We start from the raw sequence: 17,102 nt of genomic DNA, 5'->3' as shown, positions 1-17,102 counted from the left end.
GGATCGGCTACCAAAACGCGCGGCGACTCTGCTCGGCGCCCGGGTCCGTTTACAAACGCCCCCTCGGGGTACACCCGTTACACAAAAGAAGGAGCCGGGATGAACGCGGTGGCAACCGATCTCGCAGGCCGTAGAGCATGGTTCGAGCATCATGTGCTCGACCTCGAGGACGGGCTTCAGGTCGGAGTGTCGATCGGTGGCCGCGGGGTACCGATGGTGTTCCTACACGGTCTCGGGCTGAACCGGCGTCACTACCTGCGGCTGTTGAACCGCATCGCCGCACTCGGATTCCTCGTCATCGCGATCGACGTCGCCGGGCACGGCGATACCGCCGATTTGCCTTGCGAGGCAGTCGGATTGAATGACAGAACCGATTTGGTGCTGCGAACGCTCGATGTGCTCGGGGTTCGGCGCGCCGTTTTCTCCGGCCATTCGATGGGCGGCCGGATAGTCATCCAGCTCGCCGCGAACGCACCCGATCGAGTACTCGCGGCTCTTCTCATCGACGCCGCGGCAGGTGCTTCGTTCGATGCCGCCCTCGAGACCACCATGCGCTCGCCGCGGTTGTGGATGCGCACGGTGGCCGGGGCCGTCACCGACCTGTACCGCGACCCGATCGCGGTGAAACTCGCGGCCGTCACCCGGTACCTGCGAATGCTGACCGCGGTGTCGATGGGCAGGATGCTGCCGCACACCGGGTTCGTCGGCGCCGCCCGCGCCATGATGCGATCCGGCAAATGTGCCGTGCTGCTGCGAACGCTGCGCGATCGGGAAATCCCGACCATGGTGCTGCACGGGGAAAGTGACGGCATCGTGCCGTTCGACTGCGCCGTGGAACTGGCCGACGAAGCCGACGCGACGCTCTACCGGATACCCGGCGCCTACCATTCCTGGCTCATCAACGATCCGTGGCGGGGCGCCGATGCGGTACGGCAACTGCTGGACCGGGAACTCGGTGCCGCGCTGAGGTGCGAGGCCACGGCGGCCGGCATGAACGACTGGCGCGACGCGCAGGCCTGGGAAGAAACACTGATCGAACCTGATGCCTGGATACGCCGGCTCAGCAACGGGACCAAGACCATCGGCGCCGGCCGCCGGCATCTCGCGCCTGTCGAGATGGAACTGATCCGGCGCGCGTCGAAGGAGGTTGCCCGCATCGCCACGGCCCATTCGGCCCGAAGGCGGGTTGCCCGGACAGCCTAGGGAGTTCCCGCGTTCCACAGTTGCGCCACCGACAACCCGGCGCCGGCCAGCATTCGGCGCAGCAGCGGCAGGCTCAACCCGATCACGTTCGACGGATCTCCGTCGATGCCGTCGATGAACCACCCGCCCAACCCGTCGAGCGTGAAACCGCCTGCGACACCGAGTGGTTCGCCACTGCGGAGATAAGCCTCGAGGTCCGCGTCGGTCGGCGAACCGAAATGCACTGCGGTAATACCGGTATCGGCCGCGCGATGGACGACCGACCCGTCCCGGACGACGAGCACGGCATGACCGGAATACAGCTGAGCCGTCCGGCCTGCCATCGTCTGCCACTGTCGGCGCGCGGTGTCGACATCTCCGGGCTTGCCGCACAACTGCCCGTCGAGCAGCAGCATCGAATCACAACCGATGAGCACACAGTCGTCGGCGACCGCCGCAGGCAGGTGGGTGAACACCGCGTCGGCTTTGGCCGCGGCCAGCCCACTGACCACCTGTTCCGGTGCAGCGCCGGCCAACGACGCCATCACGGCGTCCTCGTCGACCCCGGAAACCACCACCAACGGATCGAGGCCGGCCTGGCGCAGAACGCCAAGCCGGCCTGTCGATGCCGAACCCAGGACGACCCGGGTCATTCAGTGCTGTCTCTTCTTCGCGTAAGCGCTCATCTAGCCGCTCACTAGCGCCGCATGTGGGTGCGCTCCAACAGCGTCACCCGCTGCCAGCTGAAGATCGAGTAGCGCAGCTTGTCCACCGGGTGGCCCCACAGGTTGCGGTCACGCACAGCCGGCTCGGCCGCGCCGCCGCCGGCGGTGCTGAGCACGGCCATCAGCGCGGCCATCTCCTCGTCGCTGGGCTCGCCACGCAGCACCTTGATGTGTGCCTCGTGGTCGGCCTTGACGTCTTCGGTCGCGGTCTCGTCGGACACAGTCGCCTCGTTCGCCCCGCTCACAGTCGCTGAATCGTTCGCCCCGCTCACAGTGGAATGTTCCCGTGCTTCTTCGGCGGCATCTGAATGATCTTGCGCTCAAGCAACCGCAGCGCGTTGGCCACGTAGCCGCGGGTGTGCGACGGCGGGATGACCGCGTCGACATATCCGCGCTCGGCCGCGATGTACGGGTTGACCAGGGTGTCCTCGTAGGTCTGCTGCAGCTCCAGGCGCAGCGCGTCGACATCTTGGCCGTCAGCGGCGGCCTTCTTGAGCTCGGAGCGGTACACGAAGCCCACCGCGCCCGAGGCGCCCATCACGGCGATCTGGGCGGTCGGCCAGGCCACCACCACATCGGCGCCCATGTCCTTGGAACCCATCACGCAGTACGCGCCGCCGTAGGACTTGCGGGTGATGACGGTGACCTTGGCGACCGTGGCCTCGCCGTAGGCGTAGAGCAGCTTGGCGCCGCGCCGGATGATGCCGTTGTACTCCTGGTCGGTACCGGGCAGGAAGCCGGGGACGTCGACCAACAGCACGATCGGGATGTTGAAGCAGTCGCAGGTCCGGATGAACCGGGCGGCCTTCTCCGAGGCGTTGATGTCGAGGCAGCCGGCGAACTGGGTGGGCTGGTTGGCCACGATGCCCACCGGGCGACCGTCGACGCGGCCGAAGCCGACCACGATGTTGCCGGCGTAGCCGGCCTGCACCTCGAGGAACTCGTCGTCGTCGAGGATGCGGGTGATGACCTCGTGCATGTCGTACGGCTGATTCGGCGAATCCGGGATCAGCGTGTCGAGCTCGAGGTCCTCGTCGGTGAGGGTCTCCTCGATCGAGCCCTCGACCGGGGCCACCGGGTAGTGCGGCGGCTCGGCGTAGTTGTTCGGGGGCAGGTAGCTCAGCAGGTCGCGGACGTACTCGAAGGCGTCCTGCTCACCGGAGGCGACGTAGTGCGCGGTGCCGGACTTGGCCATGTGGGTGTGGGCGCCGCCCAGCTCCTCCATGGTGACGTCCTCGCCGGTGACGGTCTTGATGACGTCCGGGCCGGTGATGAACATCTGGCTGGTCTGGTCGACCATGATGACGAAGTCGGTCAGCGCGGGGGAGTAGACGTGCCCGCCGGCCGCCGCACCCATGATCAGCGAGATCTGCGGGATCACGCCCGAGGCCTTGATGTTGTTGTGGAAGATCCGGCTGTACAGGCCGAGGGAGACCACACCCTCTTGGATGCGGGCGCCGGCGCCGTCGTTGATACCGATCAGCGGCCGGCCGGTCTTGATGGCCAGTTCCTGGACCTTGACGATCTTCTCGCCGTACACCTCACCGAGGCTGCCGCCGAACACGGTGGCGTCCTGGCTGAAGATGCAGACGTCGCGGCCGTCGATGGTGCCGTAGCCGGTGATCACACCGTCACCCAGCGGCCGGTTGTTCTCCAGGCCGAAGTTGGTGCTGCGGTGCTTGGCCAGCGCGTCGAGTTCGACGAACGACCCCTCATCGAGCAGGGCGAGGATGCGCTCCCGGGCCGTCAGCTTGCCCTTGGCGTGCACCTTCTCCACGGCGGCTTCGCCGACGGGATGCAGCGTCTCTTCGGCGCGCCTCTTCAGATCGGCCAGCTTGCCTGCAGTGGTGTGGATGTCCACCTGATGCTCGGCGGACGGCTCGGTAACGCTCGTCATGGGTCCCGATGTTATCGGTAACCCTAAGACAGGTCTAAGAGAGGTGGGCGTGGCGCGCGTCACGTTCTGTCCGGACTGAGACGTGCCCATGCTCGGGCAAATGGGTTCGCGGCGCGTGCAGGCCGGTCAGCGACCGAACTGTCAGGTGTCGAGCGCACGATCCTCGGGCAGCACTCCCATGGGACTGTCGATCACATGCTCGGTCATGCTGAGCGTGTCGCGATCGAAGTACTCACCCGTGGTCTCCCGCTTCCAGGTGGCCGGCGACCCGGCGTACAGCCCGCGCTTCGACTCCGGTGTCGATCCGCGGGTCATGGTCGAATTGGCGGCCAGCAGCGACTGATCGGGAAGGTGGCTGTCCTTCAGCATCACGGCTCGGCTGCCGACCAGTGAGTGATGTCCGACGGTTATCCGGCCGACTGTTTGTCGCTTGTGGGCGAAATCGGGCTCGTGGGTCTGCAGCAGGCACCGGTTCCCGCCGACCGCGGCGTATTCGCGCACGACGATGGTGCCGGAGCAGTCCGCATAGTGCCTGCTGCCCAGCTTCGCGCCGTAGCCGAGAAACAACGTCCCAGCCCGAGCATCGAGTTGCTGGAAGGCGGGGTGCGCCGAAATCCAATTCCACGATTCCATCGCCGCGTAGTCGTCGAAACGGACCAACCCCAACCCACGGACCACATTGAATGCTCCGATCCGAGCGCCCTCGCCCAGCTCGAACCGCCCGACGTTGCGGACAACGGTCGGACCGATCCTGGCGGTGCCGGCGATTCGATGACCGAACAACCTCAGTACCCGGTTCTTGAACGACGACGGCGGAAGTAGAAGCCAGCAAAGCATTTCCAGCATCGATACGCCTTTCTCCGCCAGGGGTGCCATGGCGGACATCGTCGGTCGGTACTGCCGAATCTACTGACGCCGCAACACTCGCAGGTTTACCGCTGCGACAGTTTGTGGGCCGTATCACGGAGGCCGCGAGATGAGGTACACCGGATATCCGTGTGGGCGCGCCTGATTCGGGGTAGATCAGGACATCGATCAAGGCGTTGATCCAACGCTCTGACAGGTGACGGGTGCGAGATCGCTTGTCGTTGCGTATGGTCGGGACGTCACGCCAGTGTTGCAGATGCTGGGTGCCCACGACCTGGATCCGTGACCAGGAACGTGATGCAAATGCCGGTACGGCGCCGGGGGACGTCCGACAAGCGAACATTGTGATGTCGCGTAATCGCGCAATCGTTGTTGTTGTTGTGGACCTCCGTGTGCCGCCAAGGGGACGGGAGCTTTCACCTGATCGCGCCAATGTCATCAACGTCATCGAGCGAACCGCCCTCCACCGGCAATCGATTTGCGCTCTCCGGCTTCGCCGGGACGGGCTATGACCGGGGCCGGAGTCTGTCGGTGCAGATCATGTGGCTGGTCGTTTCGCGATCCGTTCTGTTCCGGTGGTGGATGCCGAACCGGGTGCGGGTTGCCGTGTTGCGGGCATTCGGCGCCAGGATCGGGATCGGCGCGTTGATTCGCCACGATGTCAGGATCCACTGGCCGTGGAAGCTCGACGTGGGCGCGCATTCGTGGATCGGTGAGGGTGCGTGGATTCTGAACCTGGAGAATGTGACGATCGGATCGAATACGTGTGTCTCCCAAGAGGTTCTGCTGTGCACCGGCAGTCACGATCGGGCGAGTCCGACGTTCGAGTTCGACAACGGACCTATCGTCATAGGTGACCGGGTCTGGCTGGCTGCCCGCGCAACCGTGTTGCGGGGGGTGCGAATCGGTGACGGCGCGACCATCGCCGCGACCAGCCTTGTCTCCCGGGATGTTCCGTCCGGTCACACGCTGTTTCCGCCACGGCCGGCGAAGGGGGCCGCATGCGGGTGACGATCATCGGTATCAACTACGCGCCGGAAGTGACCGGAATAGCCCCGTACACCACCGGGATTGCCGAAGGGCTCGCCGAGCGCGGGCATGACGTCACGGTGATCACCGGGTTGCCGCACTACCCCCAGTGGCGTGTCGCCCAGGAGTACCGAGGCGTGCGCCGCTGTACCGAGGTGGTGCGAGGTGTGACTGTGCACCGCGTCGGCCATTGCGTGCCCGGCGAGCAGAGCACACTGGGCCGAATCCGGATGGAGGCCAGCTTCGGAACTGCTGTGGTCCGCCACAAGTGGAATGACCCCGATGTCGTAATCACGGTGAGCCCCGCGCTGCTGTCCGCCGCTCCCGTGGTGGCGCGGGCCCGGTTGTCGAAGACCCCGGTCGGGGTGATCGTGCAGGACGTGTACAGCAAGGGCGTGGTGGAAACCGGGGCGGTCGGAGGGCGCTCCGCCGCGGTGACCGCGCGGCTGGAATCGACCGTCCTGGGGTCGGCGACCGGCGTCGCGGTCATTCATCCGCGCTTTGCCGATTCGCTGGCCGAGATCGGCGTGCGCAGTGACGATCTGGCTGTCATCCGGAATTGGACCCATATCGACGACGCTGCCCCTGCGAGCGCACCGTCGGCAGTCCGAGAGAAGTACGGTTGGCAGCCCAACGAGACCATCGTGATGCACACCGGCAATATGGGTGTGAAGCAGGGGCTGGAAAACGTCGTTGCCGCAGGGAGACTCGTGTTCGACGTGGAGGCGGACGACCGCGACATCCGCTTTGTCCTGATCGGCGACGGTAACCAGCGCCGCATGCTCGACGCTGTCGCCCGGGACGCCGAAGCCGTGCAATTGATCGACCCGTTGCCTGACGGCGAGTTTCGCGCGGCGCTGTCTGCCGCCGACATCCTGCTCGTCAACGAGCGTCCCGGAGTGGGCGAGATGGCCGTTCCGAGCAAGCTGACGTCGTACTTCGCTGCGGCCAAGCCGATTATCGCCGCCACCGAGCCGACCAGCGGAAGCGCCGAAGAGCTTCGTGCATCTGGAGCCGGACTTGTCATCCCGCCGGGTGATCCAGAAGCCCTCGTCGAGTCGGTGCGACAGCTCGCCGGCGACGAGCAGACCCGGCAGCGATTCGGCTCCTGCGGCGCGCGATATGCCCGCGATCGCCTCGGTGCCGCCAATGCGGTAGCGCAGTACGAGAAGTGGGTGAGCGATCTGGCTTCCGCCGCCCGAGGACTACCGGCATGAACACTCAGGTAAGTCGCAACGACTGCTTTTACGCCGGACAGCCGGTCACCTATCTGGTGGGCCCGCTGGAGCGGGTGCTCCCGCCGGCCCTGCTCAAAGTGCGGCTGCAGACCATCGCTGCGGCGGGACCGCAGAACCGCCTCGGCTTGCGTCCGAGCCGAAGATCGCGGCACTGGGATTTCGATCCGGAGTGCGACGGGGTGGTGTTGACCAGCGGACCGGCCCCGGATATGGCTGACCCCGCCCGGGCGATGCTCGACTTGCTGGCCGGCGGTCCGGCGGTTCCGCCGGCTACCGCGCACATCCACATCGCGGACCGATGGCTTTTCCTGAATTTCGACCACGGTCTCGGTGGCGGACGGTTGTTCAGCGAGGTGATCGCAGCGGCCGGCTCAGAAGGCCACGGATTCAGTGAACCCGCACCCGTGGCGACCACTCGTAACCCTGGCCTGCGTGCCGTTGCCCACACCGTGCGCAAAGAACCCATGCGCATGCTGCGCGCACTGGACGAACCGCTGCGCCGCAGTGCCGCCGTGGTTCCCACCGGGCAATTCGATGAACCGGAATCGTTGGCATACGCCCGAAGTCAACCCGGCCTCCTGGAAGAGGTGCGGGCGAACCGTGACAGCTGCCTGCCACGCGCACCGCTGGCGGCCATCGTCCTATCGGCCTTTCTGGACGGATTGCGCAGCCACGGAATAACGCCGGAAGACGAGGTTGGACTCCTGGTCGACCTGGGTCGGTACCTTCCGCCCGGGGCTGGCACCTTGGCGAATTTCGTCGGCATCGCGCCCATACAGATCGCGCCACCTTACGACCCGGCCCTGGTGGCCGATGCGATAAGCGAGTACACGCACGGGCGTCGAGCCCTGGTCCGGTACGGCATGGCATATGCCGCGCGGCTCCGTACCCGTCCAGCTGAGCTTCCCCGTTGGCAGACCGACAGCCGACGGGCCCGGATCGTCGTGACCGACCATGCCAATTCGGCTGCGGCCGGCAAGATTTCCTGGGCGACAACGCCGGATGGACACCACTTTGTCCGCAAGGCGCCGGTGCGCTACTCGAACCAGATCTCGTTGGCCGTCAACCGCGTCGCCTCCGAACTGCATCTCACCGCGTCGTACTACGCGAGCACCTTCGACCCCGAGGCGATTGCCGTGGTCCTCGACCGGATCGTGGCAGCGGATTCGCCACTGGTGCGCATGGGCCAGATTGCGACAACGAGCAGTCGGGCGGGGCGGTGAGATGGTCCGGACCCCGATGCCGTCGACTCATAGTGCCTCGCGAGCGCGTTCGACAGGGGCGATCACCACCGCCGACCAGGTGTTGTCGAGTGCCAGCAATGCGCTGATGGTCTTTGCGGTGGCCCAAGTTTCACCGGCCGAGCAGTTCGGCATCGTCGCCCTGCTCGTTACGGTGGCCACCACCTGGATCGGCTTCAACCGGGGGGCGCTGGGTACCGCGCTGCTCCTGACCAGCAACATGCACCGGCGCGAGATATCGGCCGAAGGCGGGTACGCGACCAGCTGGTCGCTGCTGACATCGGTTGTCGCGGGCGCGGTATTGCTTGTCCTGTCAGGAGTTTTCGGCCAGATCTGGATCGGCGTGGCGTTCGCCGTGAGCCTGGTCGCGGTCCTGGCCCAGGATGTGCTGCGATTCGTCGCGATCGCACAAGGCAGACCACTCGCCGCGGCCGTCTGTGATGGGTTCTGGGTGGTGTGGATACTGACCGTCTACCTGATCAACCTGATCACTTCCGGGATGTCGGCGGTGATCACGGTGTACCTGTGGGGCGTGGGCGGACTCATCTCGGCGGTGGTGCTGATGCGGGTCCTGCAAACCAGGCCACGGGGTCATCGTCTCGTCGGATGGTGGCGCACGTATGACCGTGCCCGGCTGAGATTCGGAATTGTCTATGCGCTCAACCAGGTTGGTGCCACCCTCGTGACGCTGACCGTGACGGTAGTGGTGAGCGGCACCGCGGCGGCCGGGCTGCGCGGCGCGGCGACACTGTTCGGGCCGATTGCGATGCTGGTGTCGGCATTGCCGCTGGTGTTCGTTCCGCATGTCCGCCGTGCTGCGTCATCGATCGGCGAGCAGTGGCAGGTTCTCGTCAAGACTTCCATCGCGACGTCGGGTTTGACCGTGGTGGCAGGCCTGTGCCTGGCCCTCATCCCGGGCCGGCTGGGCTCGGCCATCCTGGGCGACACCTGGACGTATGCCTCGGCGCTCGTCATCTATCTCGGGATCGAATGCGCGGCAATGTGCTGGATGGTCAGCGTGTACAGCTTCTTCCAGGCGCGCGGCATGAGCAGGACGGTCTTGCAGGTCAAGCTGTTTCAGATCAGCCTGCAACTCGTTCTGTGCCTGTGCGCCGGACTTGCAGTGGGCACAGCGGTCGCCATCGCCATCTCGTTGGCCGTGGCGGGTGTCCTCGCCGCTGTGGTCGGTGTTGTGCTCGCCCGGCGCGTTGTGTGGCACGGCGCGACCGAGGCGCCGCCTGCCGACCAGGACTCTGCGGCCCAGCTGCACAAGCCGTTGGAAAAGAATGGGTTTGCCTGGCCGATGATCGATGTCCTCGAAGCGGAGATGGGAGGCCGCAGGTCCGATGTGTGAGGAGTTCACCGGTGCGGCTCGGCCGGCCGTGCTTCACGTCGTCACGCTGATCACGCCGGACGGCGCCTACGGCGGACCGGTCAGAGTGGCGTTCAACCAATCCCGACAACTGCGCGCGGCCGGTCACCGAACCCTGGTCGCGGGTGCGGTACAGGGCTATTCGACTCTTCCCAACGTGCTCAACGAGGTTCCGGTGCGACTCGCCAAGGCGCGCAGCATCATTCCCATGTTGGGATTCTCCGGATTGCTCGCTCCGGCGCTGCTCGTCTGGATGGTGCGGAACCGCAGGTCGTTCGACGTGATCCATGTGCACCTGGCGCGTGATCTGATCACCCTGCCGGCGGCCGCGGTCGCGCTGATACTACGGAAGCGCTTGATCGTGCAGACCCACGGAATGATCACCGACAGCAGCCATCCGATTGCGCCGATCCTCGATCGCATTCTGACCCGGCCGATTCTGCGTCGAGCAGCCGCCGTTCTGTATCTGACCGAAGATGAGCGGGCCGCACTGCTACGGGTGCAACCCGAGGCCGCGGTGCGGCACCTTCGCAACGGCGTTCCCGGATACGAAGGGGCGCCCGCGGCGGCCCGTGCCGACCCGACGGCCGGGGGCGTCGAGGTGCTGTACCTGGCGCGGCTGCAGGCACGGAAACGACCTGCGCTCTTCGTGGAAGCGGCCGCCCGCTTGCTGGCGGCGGGGTGCGATGCGCGGTTTACCCTGGTCGGTCCCGACGAAGGCGAGGGGGCCGAGGTTCTGGATACGATTACGCGATCCGATATCCGGTCCGACGAGATCCGTTGGGAGGGAGCGGTGCCGCCAGACCGTACGGTGCTGCGGATGGCTGCCGCGTCCATCTACGTATTGCCCTCGGTCGACGAGCCCTTCCCGATGTCGGTACTTGAGGCGATGTCGGTCGGATTGCCTGTGGTGATCACCGAGAGCTGTGGACTTGCGGACACGGTGCGTGCTTCCGGTAGCGGACTAGTGGTGGACGAATCGGAGGATGCTCTGATGGAGGCGATGCGCACGCTGATCATCGACCAACGGCTGCGGGAAAAGATGAGCGCTGCTGCGCGCCAGACGGCAGCCGCGGTCTTCAGCATGGAAGCGATCGCTCGCGACCTGACCGCTGTCTATGCGGGGGAGGCCCATTGACTCGGCGTGTGCGCGTCGGCGTGACCGTTGTCGCCACCGCCGTGGTGGTGCTTCTGCTTCTCGTGGCTGCCGTCGGCACGGTCGTGTTCCGCTACGCACCACAGGACGACTTGCGTAAGGCCGACGCGGTGTTCGTGCTCGGTGGTGAGCACGATGGCCGCGAGGACTACGGTTTTCAACTCGTCCGCGACGGCGTCGCCCCAGTGTTGGTGTTGTCCAACCCATATCGGTCGTCGGATCCGGTGATGAAAAAAGCATGCAACCGGCATCCGCCAGGTGTCGAAGTGCTGTGCGTGCCGCCGAAGCCCTCCACCACCCTCGGTGAGGCGAAGCTGATCCGGCAGTTGGCCCGCGAAAGGGGCTGGAGCACCGTGGTGATCGCCTCCTGGCAGTACCACTTACCCAGGGCCCGTTTCATCTTCGAGCATTGTTTCTCATCGTCGGCAGACTCCACCGTGATGCGCGCAGTGCCGCGCGAATACCGCCTGTCTGCCGGCTCGTGGGAGTACACCTACCTGTACCAGTTCTTCGCGTTGGGAAAGGCGGTGGTGGAATCGAAGAAGTGTGACTGAGCCGGTGCGTCACCACTTCAGCTTGTACTGGACGCCCACGAATACATACACGCTGAGATATCCGACCATGGCAAATGCGCTGCAGTACATGGCGGTTGACGCGAGTGTGCGCGCAATGCGCCTGATCGTTCGCCAGGGGTACTCGCGTAGGTCGATCGCGGCCAGGGGGAGTAACACGGTGGTGAGGGGAGCCGCCGTCACCAGCAGTCCCTCCCCGACGAGCAGGACCGGCGGCGGCGCATCCATCGTGGACTGCAGAGCGGTGAGACACCCAAGCAGCGCGCACACCACCGAGTTGATCGCAATGATGCGCCATCTGTCGGCATTTCGATACAGGTAGACGGCGGTCGGGGCGCCCACCGCAGCCCCCGCCGCAACCAGCAGCAGATCGGTGATCACGGCAGGGTGTCCTCGCCCCGCTCAGACGCCACTCGCAATCCCAGTACCGCGCCGCCGCACAGACCCGCCAACGCGCACACGGGCGCCAGCAGCAGCATCGTGAGTGCGCTCAGCGCAGGCTGGTCGATCGCGAGCGCGCTGTAGCCGCTGAGGCTTGCCGCTGCTCCGGCCGCGCCGCAGGTCAAAGACCGAAACTGTTGGTGCACCGGCCAAGTGAGGACGGCGCCCATCGCCAAACCGGAGATCGTCATCACGATCAGGGTGAGCAGAAGCAAATGGGCGGGTGTGTCCCATATGTGGATTACGAGATGGCGCACCACGGCTCCGGCTATGGCGCCCGCAATGATCCACCGCAGCTGCCAATTGCCGGCCGAACTTGAGGTCACCATCGCTGATCAGGTTAGCCGCCGATCATCGACGTCGTGGTGTGGGTTGTCACAGCATCCGTGGCGGCTGCATGCGTTTTCGCAGCGTGTGATCGAAAAGCGAGCTGAATATTGCGGTTTCGTGCCGCCCTGGCCCAAACCTGCCGGGCCGCCGACGACGACGAACTGTTAGATTGCAGACGGACCGCATAATCGATGTACGACGCCCAGGGTCGCGCGGTTGTTGTTGTAAAGAATTTCGCAGTTGCGCGTTCGAGCGGATTGCGAGGCATTCCCGCCGGCCATGGGCCGGGGAGGTGCACGACAAAAAATGACCGTCGTGACGATGCCGCGAGAAGTGTTCAACCGCACCCGATGGCAACGGCAGTACCTGGTCAACATTCTGATCACCGACGTCCTCGTGGTGTGTGCGGCGGTGGTGCTGGCGCAGTACGTCCGTTTCGGGCAAGCGCCGGACCTTTCCAGCACCGACGGATACATCACGTTCGTCTCGATACTGTTCGGCGCCATCTGGCTGGGTGCACTCTCGCTGTGTCGAACCAGGTCGCCCCGGGTGACGGGGGCCGGTGCCGAGGAGTACAAACGTGTTGCGTCTGCGTCGTTCTGGACCTTCGGCGGCATCGCGATAATCACGTTCCTGCTTCAGCTTGAGATCGCGCGCGGCTACCTTGCGGTTGCGCTGCCCACCGGCACCGTCGCCTTGTGTCTGACCAGATGGGGGTGGCGTCGGTACCTCGCCAAACAACGTGCGGAGGGGCGTTATCAGACGGCGGTGATGGCGATCGGTGACGCCGACGCGGTCTCCCATCTCGCCCAGGAGCTGACCCGTGATCCACGCGCCGGATACGCCGTTGTGGCAGTGGGTATTCCAGGCTATGGAGCACCCGTGGGCGAGCGTCTCGCGGTGGGCGATCAGGAAATCCCGATCATGGGTGGCGAGGAGCATGTCTTGGACGCCATCCGAGAATGCGGCGCCGACACGGTAGCCGTAACGGGCGTCGACCACTTCGGCTACGAGGGGATCCGGAAACTCATGTGGGACCTGGAGGCGATGGGAGTCGACCTCGTGGTGTCGCCGGGTGTGATGGACGTTTCCGGGGCGCGTCTGCAGATGCGGCCGGTAGCCGGCTTCCCGCTGGTACACGTCGAGAAGCCGCAGTACGACGGCGCGAAACGATTCGAGAAACGGGCATTTGACTTCGTGTTCGCGGCGATCGCACTCGTCGTCGCCTCCCCGGTGCTGCTGGCCGCCGCGGTCGCCATCAAGCTCGACAGCCGGGGACCGGTGTTCTACACGGCCGAACGCATCGGCATCGACGGCCGGCCGTTCGCAATGCTCAAGTTCCGGACGATGGTCTCGGATGCCGATCGTCAACTGGAGCGCCTGCAAAACCTGAACGAGAGCTCCGGCGGAGTTCACTTCAAGATCAAGGACGATCCGCGCATCACATCGGTGGGCAAGTTTCTCCGCCGGTTCAGCATCGATGAGCTCCCGCAGTTCGTCAACGTGCTCAGGCAGGAAATGAGCGTCGTCGGCCCTCGTCCACCGCTGCGACAGGAAGTCGAAACCTACGACGGCGACGTCCAGCGCAGATTGCTGGTCAAGCCGGGTATCACCGGCCTGTGGCAGGTCAGCGGACGGGCGGACCTGTCGTGGCAGGAATCGGTACGGCTGGATCTTTCCTACGTCGAGAACTGGTCGATGGTGGCCGACTTGGTCATCATCGCCAAGACCGTGCGAGCAGTGCTGCTCAGCCAGGGAGCGTACTGATCTCCAAAAGCAAATCCGCCCAATGCTTTACGGGTGTACGAGATAAGGAGAAGACGCAGTGAATCAGGCGAAGAAGAAAGCCCTGATCACCGGAATCACGGGTCAGGACGGTTCTTACCTGACCGAGTTCCTGCTCAACAAGGGTTACGAGGTGCATGGACTGATCCGTCGGTCTTCGTCCTTCAACACCGCTCGGATCGATCATCTCTACGTCGATCCACACGATCCACACGCGCAACTGTTCTTGCACTACGGCGATCTCAGCGACGGCGCACGTCTGGTGACCCTGCTGAGCACCATCGAGCCGGACGAGGTGTACAACCTGGCCGCGCAATCGCATGTGCGGGTGAGCTTCGACGAACCCGAACACACCGGTGACACCACCGGGATCGGTTCCGCACGATTGCTGGAGGCCGTGCGGATCTCGAAGGTTCCGTGCCGCTTCTATCAGGCGTCCAGTTCGGAGATGTTCGGTGGTTCACCCCCTCCGCAGAACGAACAGACAAGCTTCTATCCGCGCTCGCCCTACGGCGCGGCCAAGGTCTACTCGTACTGGATGACCCGGAATTACCGCGAGGCCTACGGGATGTTCGCCGTGAACGGCATCCTGTTCAACCACGAGTCACCGCGCCGCGGTGAGACTTTCGTGACGAGGAAGATCACCCGAGCCGCCGCGCGGATCAAGGCCGGCATCGACGAGCACCTCTATCTCGGCAACCTGGACGCGATCCGCGACTGGGGTTACGCACCGGAATACGTCGAGGGGATGTGGCGCACGTTGCAGGTCGATGAGCCCGAAGATTACGTGCTCGCGACCGGCGACCGCTACACCGTGCGCGACTTTCTCGTCGCCGCCTTCGAACATGCGGGCCTGGACTGGGAACGGCACGTCCGGTTCGACGAGCGCTACCTGCGTCCCACCGAGGTCGATGCGCTCGTCGGCGACGCCGCCAGAGCAGACCGGCTGCTCGGCTGGAGTCCCACGGTCCGCACGCCGCAACTCGCGCAGATCATGGTGGAGGCTGACATCGCGCAACTCGAATGCCTCGGCAAGCCATGGATCGACACGCCGGCCTTGGCGGGGTGGGGCTGAAATTGCTACGGGACGACTTCGTCAACACGACACATCCGCTCGACCCCGCGGCGCCGACGTACGTCGCCGGCCATCAAGGCATGGTCGGGTCCGCGATTCACCGGAAGCTGCACTCGGAGGGGTTCACCGACCTCATCGGCAGGTCACACCGCGAGTTGGATCTGACCGACCGGACGGCGACGTTCGAGTTCTTCGCGAAAACTCAACCCGCGGTGGTGATTTTGGCGGCAGCTCGGGTCGGTGGAATCCTGGCGAACAAGACCTACCCGGTGGACTTCATCTCCGAGAATCTGCGGATACAGACCAACGTGATGGACGCGGCGCTCGAATACGGCACCCAGCGTCTGCTCTTTCTCGGATCGTCATGCATCTACCCGAAGATGGCAGCGCAGCCGATCACCGAGAATGCATTGCTGACCGGCTCCCTGGAGGAGACCAACGATGCCTACGCGATCGCGAAGATCGCCGGAATCGTGGCGGTCCAGGCGGTGCGGCGGCAGTACGGCTTGCCGTGGATATCGGCCATGCCGACGAACCTGTACGGGCCCGGTGACAATTTCTCGCCCACGACCTCGCACGTCCTCCCGGCCTTGATCCGCCGGTACGAAGAAGCGAAGGAGTCGGGCAAGTCCGTGGTGACGAACTGGGGTACCGGCTCCGTGCGCCGTGAGTTCATGCACGTCGACGACATGGCGTCGGCCTGTATACACCTGCTTCGGCAGTTCGACGGGCCCCAACAGGTCAACGTCGGTACCGGGATAGACCACTCGATCCGAGAGACAGCGCAGCTCGTCGCCTCTGCAGTGGGATACGAGGGCGAGACGGCCTGGGACACCAGCAAGCCCGACGGCACTCCCCGCAAGCTGCTGGACATCAGCACCTTGCGGGACAGCGGTTGGCAACCGTCGATATCGCTGCACGACGGGATCGAGCAGACGCTGGCGTGGTATCGACAGAATCGGGCGGGCGTCAGGCGGGTGGCACTCGCCTGAGGGGCACCCGAGCCGTGGGCCTACGCTCTCGACTATGACCGCCGGGCCGCTGGTGCTGTCCGAACTGGGCTCCGACCCCGCATCGGTGCTGCGGCTCGTCACGCAATTCGACGCGCTGGAGGAGCAAGAGGTCAATGCCGACGCGGCCGTGCGGTTTGCCGCGCTGATCGCGGGATGCCCGATCGGTGTCCGTTGGCCGGGTGGCACCGCTGTCCGCTACGACGCGTCGGGACGCCTCGATCCGACCGAATCCGGGGCTGCGGCGGCAGATGGCGACGAGATCGTGGTCTGGGTGGAGCGCGAGGGCTCCGGGCATCCGTTGGACGGTGTCCTGCTCGATCGGCTGCGGCGAGTGGTGAGGCACGTCGCCGCGCGGACCGGGGTGAGCGGCACGCCGCATTTGGGCGACCCCGCTTTGCTCGAGGTCGTTGTTTCGGCCAAAGAGCATCGCGAAGACCGCGCCCGGGCCATCCGGTTGTTGGGGCTCGACGAGACCAGGCCGACGTGCGTGCTGGCGGCATCGGGGCATTCGCCCCGGGAGACGGTGCGCCTCGTCACCGGTGAGCTGGCGGCGCCGACGGTGCGATCAGCGGTGATCGGCAATGCCACGGCCATTGTGTGCCAGGGATCGTTCGACATGCGGGAGCTCTCGGACCGGCTGGAGCGCGTCATCGTCGAACAGTTCCCGGCGGTGGTGAACACCGGAACCGCATCGGGCCCGTGGATCGGCATCGGATCGGTGGGCAGTGCCTTCAGCGCGTCGACTTCGTGGCATGAAGCCGTGCGCGCGCTGCGCTTCGCATCCTCCACCGGATTCGGCAGGCGCGTGGTGGCATATGAGCGGCTCAGCTCACTGGAACTGCTCGCCGACCTCCCGATCGAACGGGTGCGACGCAATCGAGATGTGGCCCGTATCAACGAGATTGCGGCGACGCCCGCCGGAGATCTCGACGTGCGGACCACCGAGGCGTTTTTCGTCTACGGCTCGCTGCGGCGCACGGCCGCCGAACTGCACGTGCATCACAGCACCGTCGCGGCTCGGTTGGCGCGCGTGCAGGCCGCGATGGGGTGGGATTTCGAGGATCCGGTGGACCGCTTCCTGGGCACGCTCGTGTTGATGGTGCGGCGGATTTCGATGTCGTCGGCGGAACTGGCGGACGCGGACCTGCTGTAGGGCATCCGACAGCCGTCGGGTGGATC

General features: G+C 65.3%; 17 protein-coding genes. 11 read left to right on the top strand and 6 right to left on the bottom strand.

Features of this window, described 5'->3' with window-relative positions; genetic code table 11:
- The first annotated feature begins 99 nt into the window (after window positions 1-99).
- A complete protein-coding gene (locus tag K6L26_RS23375) occupies window positions 100-1,203 on the top strand; it encodes an alpha/beta fold hydrolase (protein WP_221851632.1) in 1,104 nt (367 codons plus the stop codon).
- Here the strand turns inward: K6L26_RS23375 and K6L26_RS23370 are convergent.
- From K6L26_RS23370 to K6L26_RS23355, 4 genes are all read right to left on the bottom strand, one after another.
- A complete protein-coding gene (locus K6L26_RS23370; protein ID WP_019344643.1) occupies window positions 1,200-1,835 on the bottom strand; it encodes a Maf family protein in 636 nt (211 codons plus the stop codon). The genes K6L26_RS23375 and K6L26_RS23370 overlap by 4 nt on opposite strands.
- A gap of 44 nt (window positions 1,836-1,879) precedes the next feature.
- Window positions 1,880-2,179, bottom strand: coding sequence for an acyl-CoA carboxylase subunit epsilon (locus K6L26_RS23365; protein ID WP_047038049.1), 300 nt, complete (start codon window positions 2,177-2,179; stop codon window positions 1,880-1,882).
- Complete coding sequence (locus tag K6L26_RS23360) at window positions 2,176-3,804, bottom strand: acyl-CoA carboxylase subunit beta (protein WP_019345974.1); 1,629 nt, start codon at window positions 3,802-3,804, stop codon at window positions 2,176-2,178. The genes K6L26_RS23365 and K6L26_RS23360 overlap by 4 nt, the downstream gene beginning before the upstream one ends.
- Before the next feature lie 141 nt (window positions 3,805-3,945).
- A complete protein-coding gene (locus K6L26_RS23355) occupies window positions 3,946-4,680 on the bottom strand; it encodes an LbetaH domain-containing protein (protein ID WP_131721876.1) in 735 nt (244 codons plus the stop codon).
- Between the two features lie 531 nt (window positions 4,681-5,211).
- On the opposite strand from K6L26_RS23355, the gene K6L26_RS23350 reads away from it, so the two are divergent.
- The 6 genes from K6L26_RS23350 to K6L26_RS23325 are packed head-to-tail and all read left to right on the top strand — an operon-like array spanning window position 5,212 to window position 11,261.
- Window positions 5,212-5,682, top strand: coding sequence for a DapH/DapD/GlmU-related protein (locus K6L26_RS23350; protein ID WP_234709394.1), 471 nt, complete (start codon window positions 5,212-5,214; stop codon window positions 5,680-5,682).
- Complete coding sequence (locus tag K6L26_RS23345; RefSeq protein WP_221851630.1) at window positions 5,673-6,917, top strand: WcaI family glycosyltransferase; 1,245 nt, start codon at window positions 5,673-5,675, stop codon at window positions 6,915-6,917. The genes K6L26_RS23350 and K6L26_RS23345 overlap by 10 nt, the downstream gene beginning before the upstream one ends.
- Window positions 6,914-8,161 carry a hypothetical protein gene (locus K6L26_RS23340; protein ID WP_221851629.1) on the top strand — a complete coding sequence of 416 codons (1,248 nt, stop codon included), beginning with the start codon at window positions 6,914-6,916 and terminating at the stop codon, window positions 8,159-8,161. The genes K6L26_RS23345 and K6L26_RS23340 overlap by 4 nt, the downstream gene beginning before the upstream one ends.
- A 16-nt stretch (window positions 8,162-8,177) precedes the next feature.
- Window positions 8,178-9,533, top strand: coding sequence for an MATE family efflux transporter (locus K6L26_RS23335; RefSeq protein WP_131828868.1), 1,356 nt, complete (start codon window positions 8,178-8,180; stop codon window positions 9,531-9,533).
- Window positions 9,490-10,689: a glycosyltransferase gene (locus K6L26_RS23330; RefSeq protein ID WP_221851627.1), complete on the top strand. Its 1,200-nt coding sequence runs from the start codon at window positions 9,490-9,492 to the stop codon at window positions 10,687-10,689. Before K6L26_RS23335 ends, K6L26_RS23330 begins: the two co-directional genes overlap by 44 nt.
- Window positions 10,686-11,261, top strand: a complete 576-nt coding sequence (locus tag K6L26_RS23325) for a YdcF family protein (RefSeq protein ID WP_047038056.1) — start codon at window positions 10,686-10,688, stop codon at window positions 11,259-11,261. The genes K6L26_RS23330 and K6L26_RS23325 overlap by 4 nt, the downstream gene beginning before the upstream one ends.
- 9 nt (window positions 11,262-11,270) lie before the next feature.
- Here the strand turns inward: K6L26_RS23325 and K6L26_RS23320 are convergent, their stop codons facing one another.
- Both K6L26_RS23320 and K6L26_RS23315 read right to left on the bottom strand, forming a co-directional pair.
- On the bottom strand, window positions 11,271-11,660 hold the full coding sequence (locus tag K6L26_RS23320) for a hypothetical protein (protein WP_048895678.1): 390 nt from the start codon (window positions 11,658-11,660) through the stop codon (window positions 11,271-11,273).
- Window positions 11,657-12,049, bottom strand: coding sequence for a hypothetical protein (locus K6L26_RS23315; RefSeq protein WP_019348720.1), 393 nt, complete (start codon window positions 12,047-12,049; stop codon window positions 11,657-11,659). The genes K6L26_RS23320 and K6L26_RS23315 overlap by 4 nt, the downstream gene beginning before the upstream one ends.
- A gap of 307 nt (window positions 12,050-12,356) precedes the next feature.
- Here K6L26_RS23315 and K6L26_RS23310 point away from each other — a divergent pair, with 307 nt between their 5' ends.
- Genes K6L26_RS23310 through K6L26_RS23295 form a run of 4 tightly spaced genes read left to right on the top strand, consistent with a single transcriptional unit; the run spans window position 12,357 to window position 17,076 of the window.
- On the top strand, window positions 12,357-13,817 hold the full coding sequence (locus K6L26_RS23310; protein ID WP_435405345.1) for a sugar transferase: 1,461 nt from the start codon (window positions 12,357-12,359) through the stop codon (window positions 13,815-13,817).
- Window positions 13,818-13,875: 58 nt separating this feature from the next.
- On the top strand, window positions 13,876-14,910 hold the full coding sequence (gmd, locus tag K6L26_RS23305) for a GDP-mannose 4,6-dehydratase (RefSeq protein ID WP_019348722.1): 1,035 nt from the start codon (window positions 13,876-13,878) through the stop codon (window positions 14,908-14,910).
- Complete coding sequence (locus K6L26_RS23300) at window positions 14,907-15,902, top strand: GDP-L-fucose synthase family protein (RefSeq protein ID WP_275084999.1); 996 nt, start codon at window positions 14,907-14,909, stop codon at window positions 15,900-15,902. The genes gmd and K6L26_RS23300 overlap by 4 nt, the downstream gene beginning before the upstream one ends.
- Before the next feature lie 34 nt (window positions 15,903-15,936).
- Entirely contained in the window at window positions 15,937-17,076 is a 1,140-nt protein-coding gene (locus tag K6L26_RS23295) for a PucR family transcriptional regulator (protein ID WP_064895322.1), read from the top strand.
- Window positions 17,077-17,102 lie beyond the last annotated feature (26 nt).

This window comes from Mycobacterium farcinogenes, assembly GCF_019739075.1.
Taxonomy (GTDB): domain Bacteria; phylum Actinomycetota; class Actinomycetes; order Mycobacteriales; family Mycobacteriaceae; genus Mycobacterium; species Mycobacterium senegalense.
The sequence above is the reverse complement of the archived record's forward strand: the minus strand, read 5'-3'. Positions and strand labels throughout refer to the sequence as shown.

What these genes read in the sequence shown, in the direction of transcription:
- K6L26_RS23330 (WP_221851627.1), top strand. Translation starts at nt 9,490, where the DNA reads ATGTCCTCGAAGCGGAGATGGGAGGCCGCAGGTCCGATGTGTGAGGAG.
- K6L26_RS23370 (WP_019344643.1), bottom strand. Translation starts at nt 1,835, where the DNA reads ATGACCCGGGTCGTCCTGGGTTCGGCATCGACAGGCCGGCTTGGCGTT.
- K6L26_RS23310 (WP_435405345.1), top strand. Translation starts at nt 12,357, where the DNA reads ATGACCGTCGTGACGATGCCGCGAGAAGTGTTCAACCGCACCCGATGG.
- K6L26_RS23350 (WP_234709394.1), top strand. Translation starts at nt 5,212, where the DNA reads ATGTGGCTGGTCGTTTCGCGATCCGTTCTGTTCCGGTGGTGGATGCCG.
- K6L26_RS23345 (WP_221851630.1), top strand. Translation starts at nt 5,673, where the DNA reads ATGCGGGTGACGATCATCGGTATCAACTACGCGCCGGAAGTGACCGGA.
- K6L26_RS23335 (WP_131828868.1), top strand. Translation starts at nt 8,178, where the DNA reads ATGCCGTCGACTCATAGTGCCTCGCGAGCGCGTTCGACAGGGGCGATC.
- K6L26_RS23295 (WP_064895322.1), top strand. Translation starts at nt 15,937, where the DNA reads ATGACCGCCGGGCCGCTGGTGCTGTCCGAACTGGGCTCCGACCCCGCA.
- K6L26_RS23315 (WP_019348720.1), bottom strand. Translation starts at nt 12,049, where the DNA reads ATGGTGACCTCAAGTTCGGCCGGCAATTGGCAGCTGCGGTGGATCATT.
- K6L26_RS23375 (WP_221851632.1), top strand. Translation starts at nt 100, where the DNA reads ATGAACGCGGTGGCAACCGATCTCGCAGGCCGTAGAGCATGGTTCGAG.
- K6L26_RS23355 (WP_131721876.1), bottom strand. Translation starts at nt 4,680, where the DNA reads ATGGCACCCCTGGCGGAGAAAGGCGTATCGATGCTGGAAATGCTTTGC.
- K6L26_RS23360 (WP_019345974.1), bottom strand. Translation starts at nt 3,804, where the DNA reads ATGACGAGCGTTACCGAGCCGTCCGCCGAGCATCAGGTGGACATCCAC.
- K6L26_RS23340 (WP_221851629.1), top strand. Translation starts at nt 6,914, where the DNA reads ATGAACACTCAGGTAAGTCGCAACGACTGCTTTTACGCCGGACAGCCG.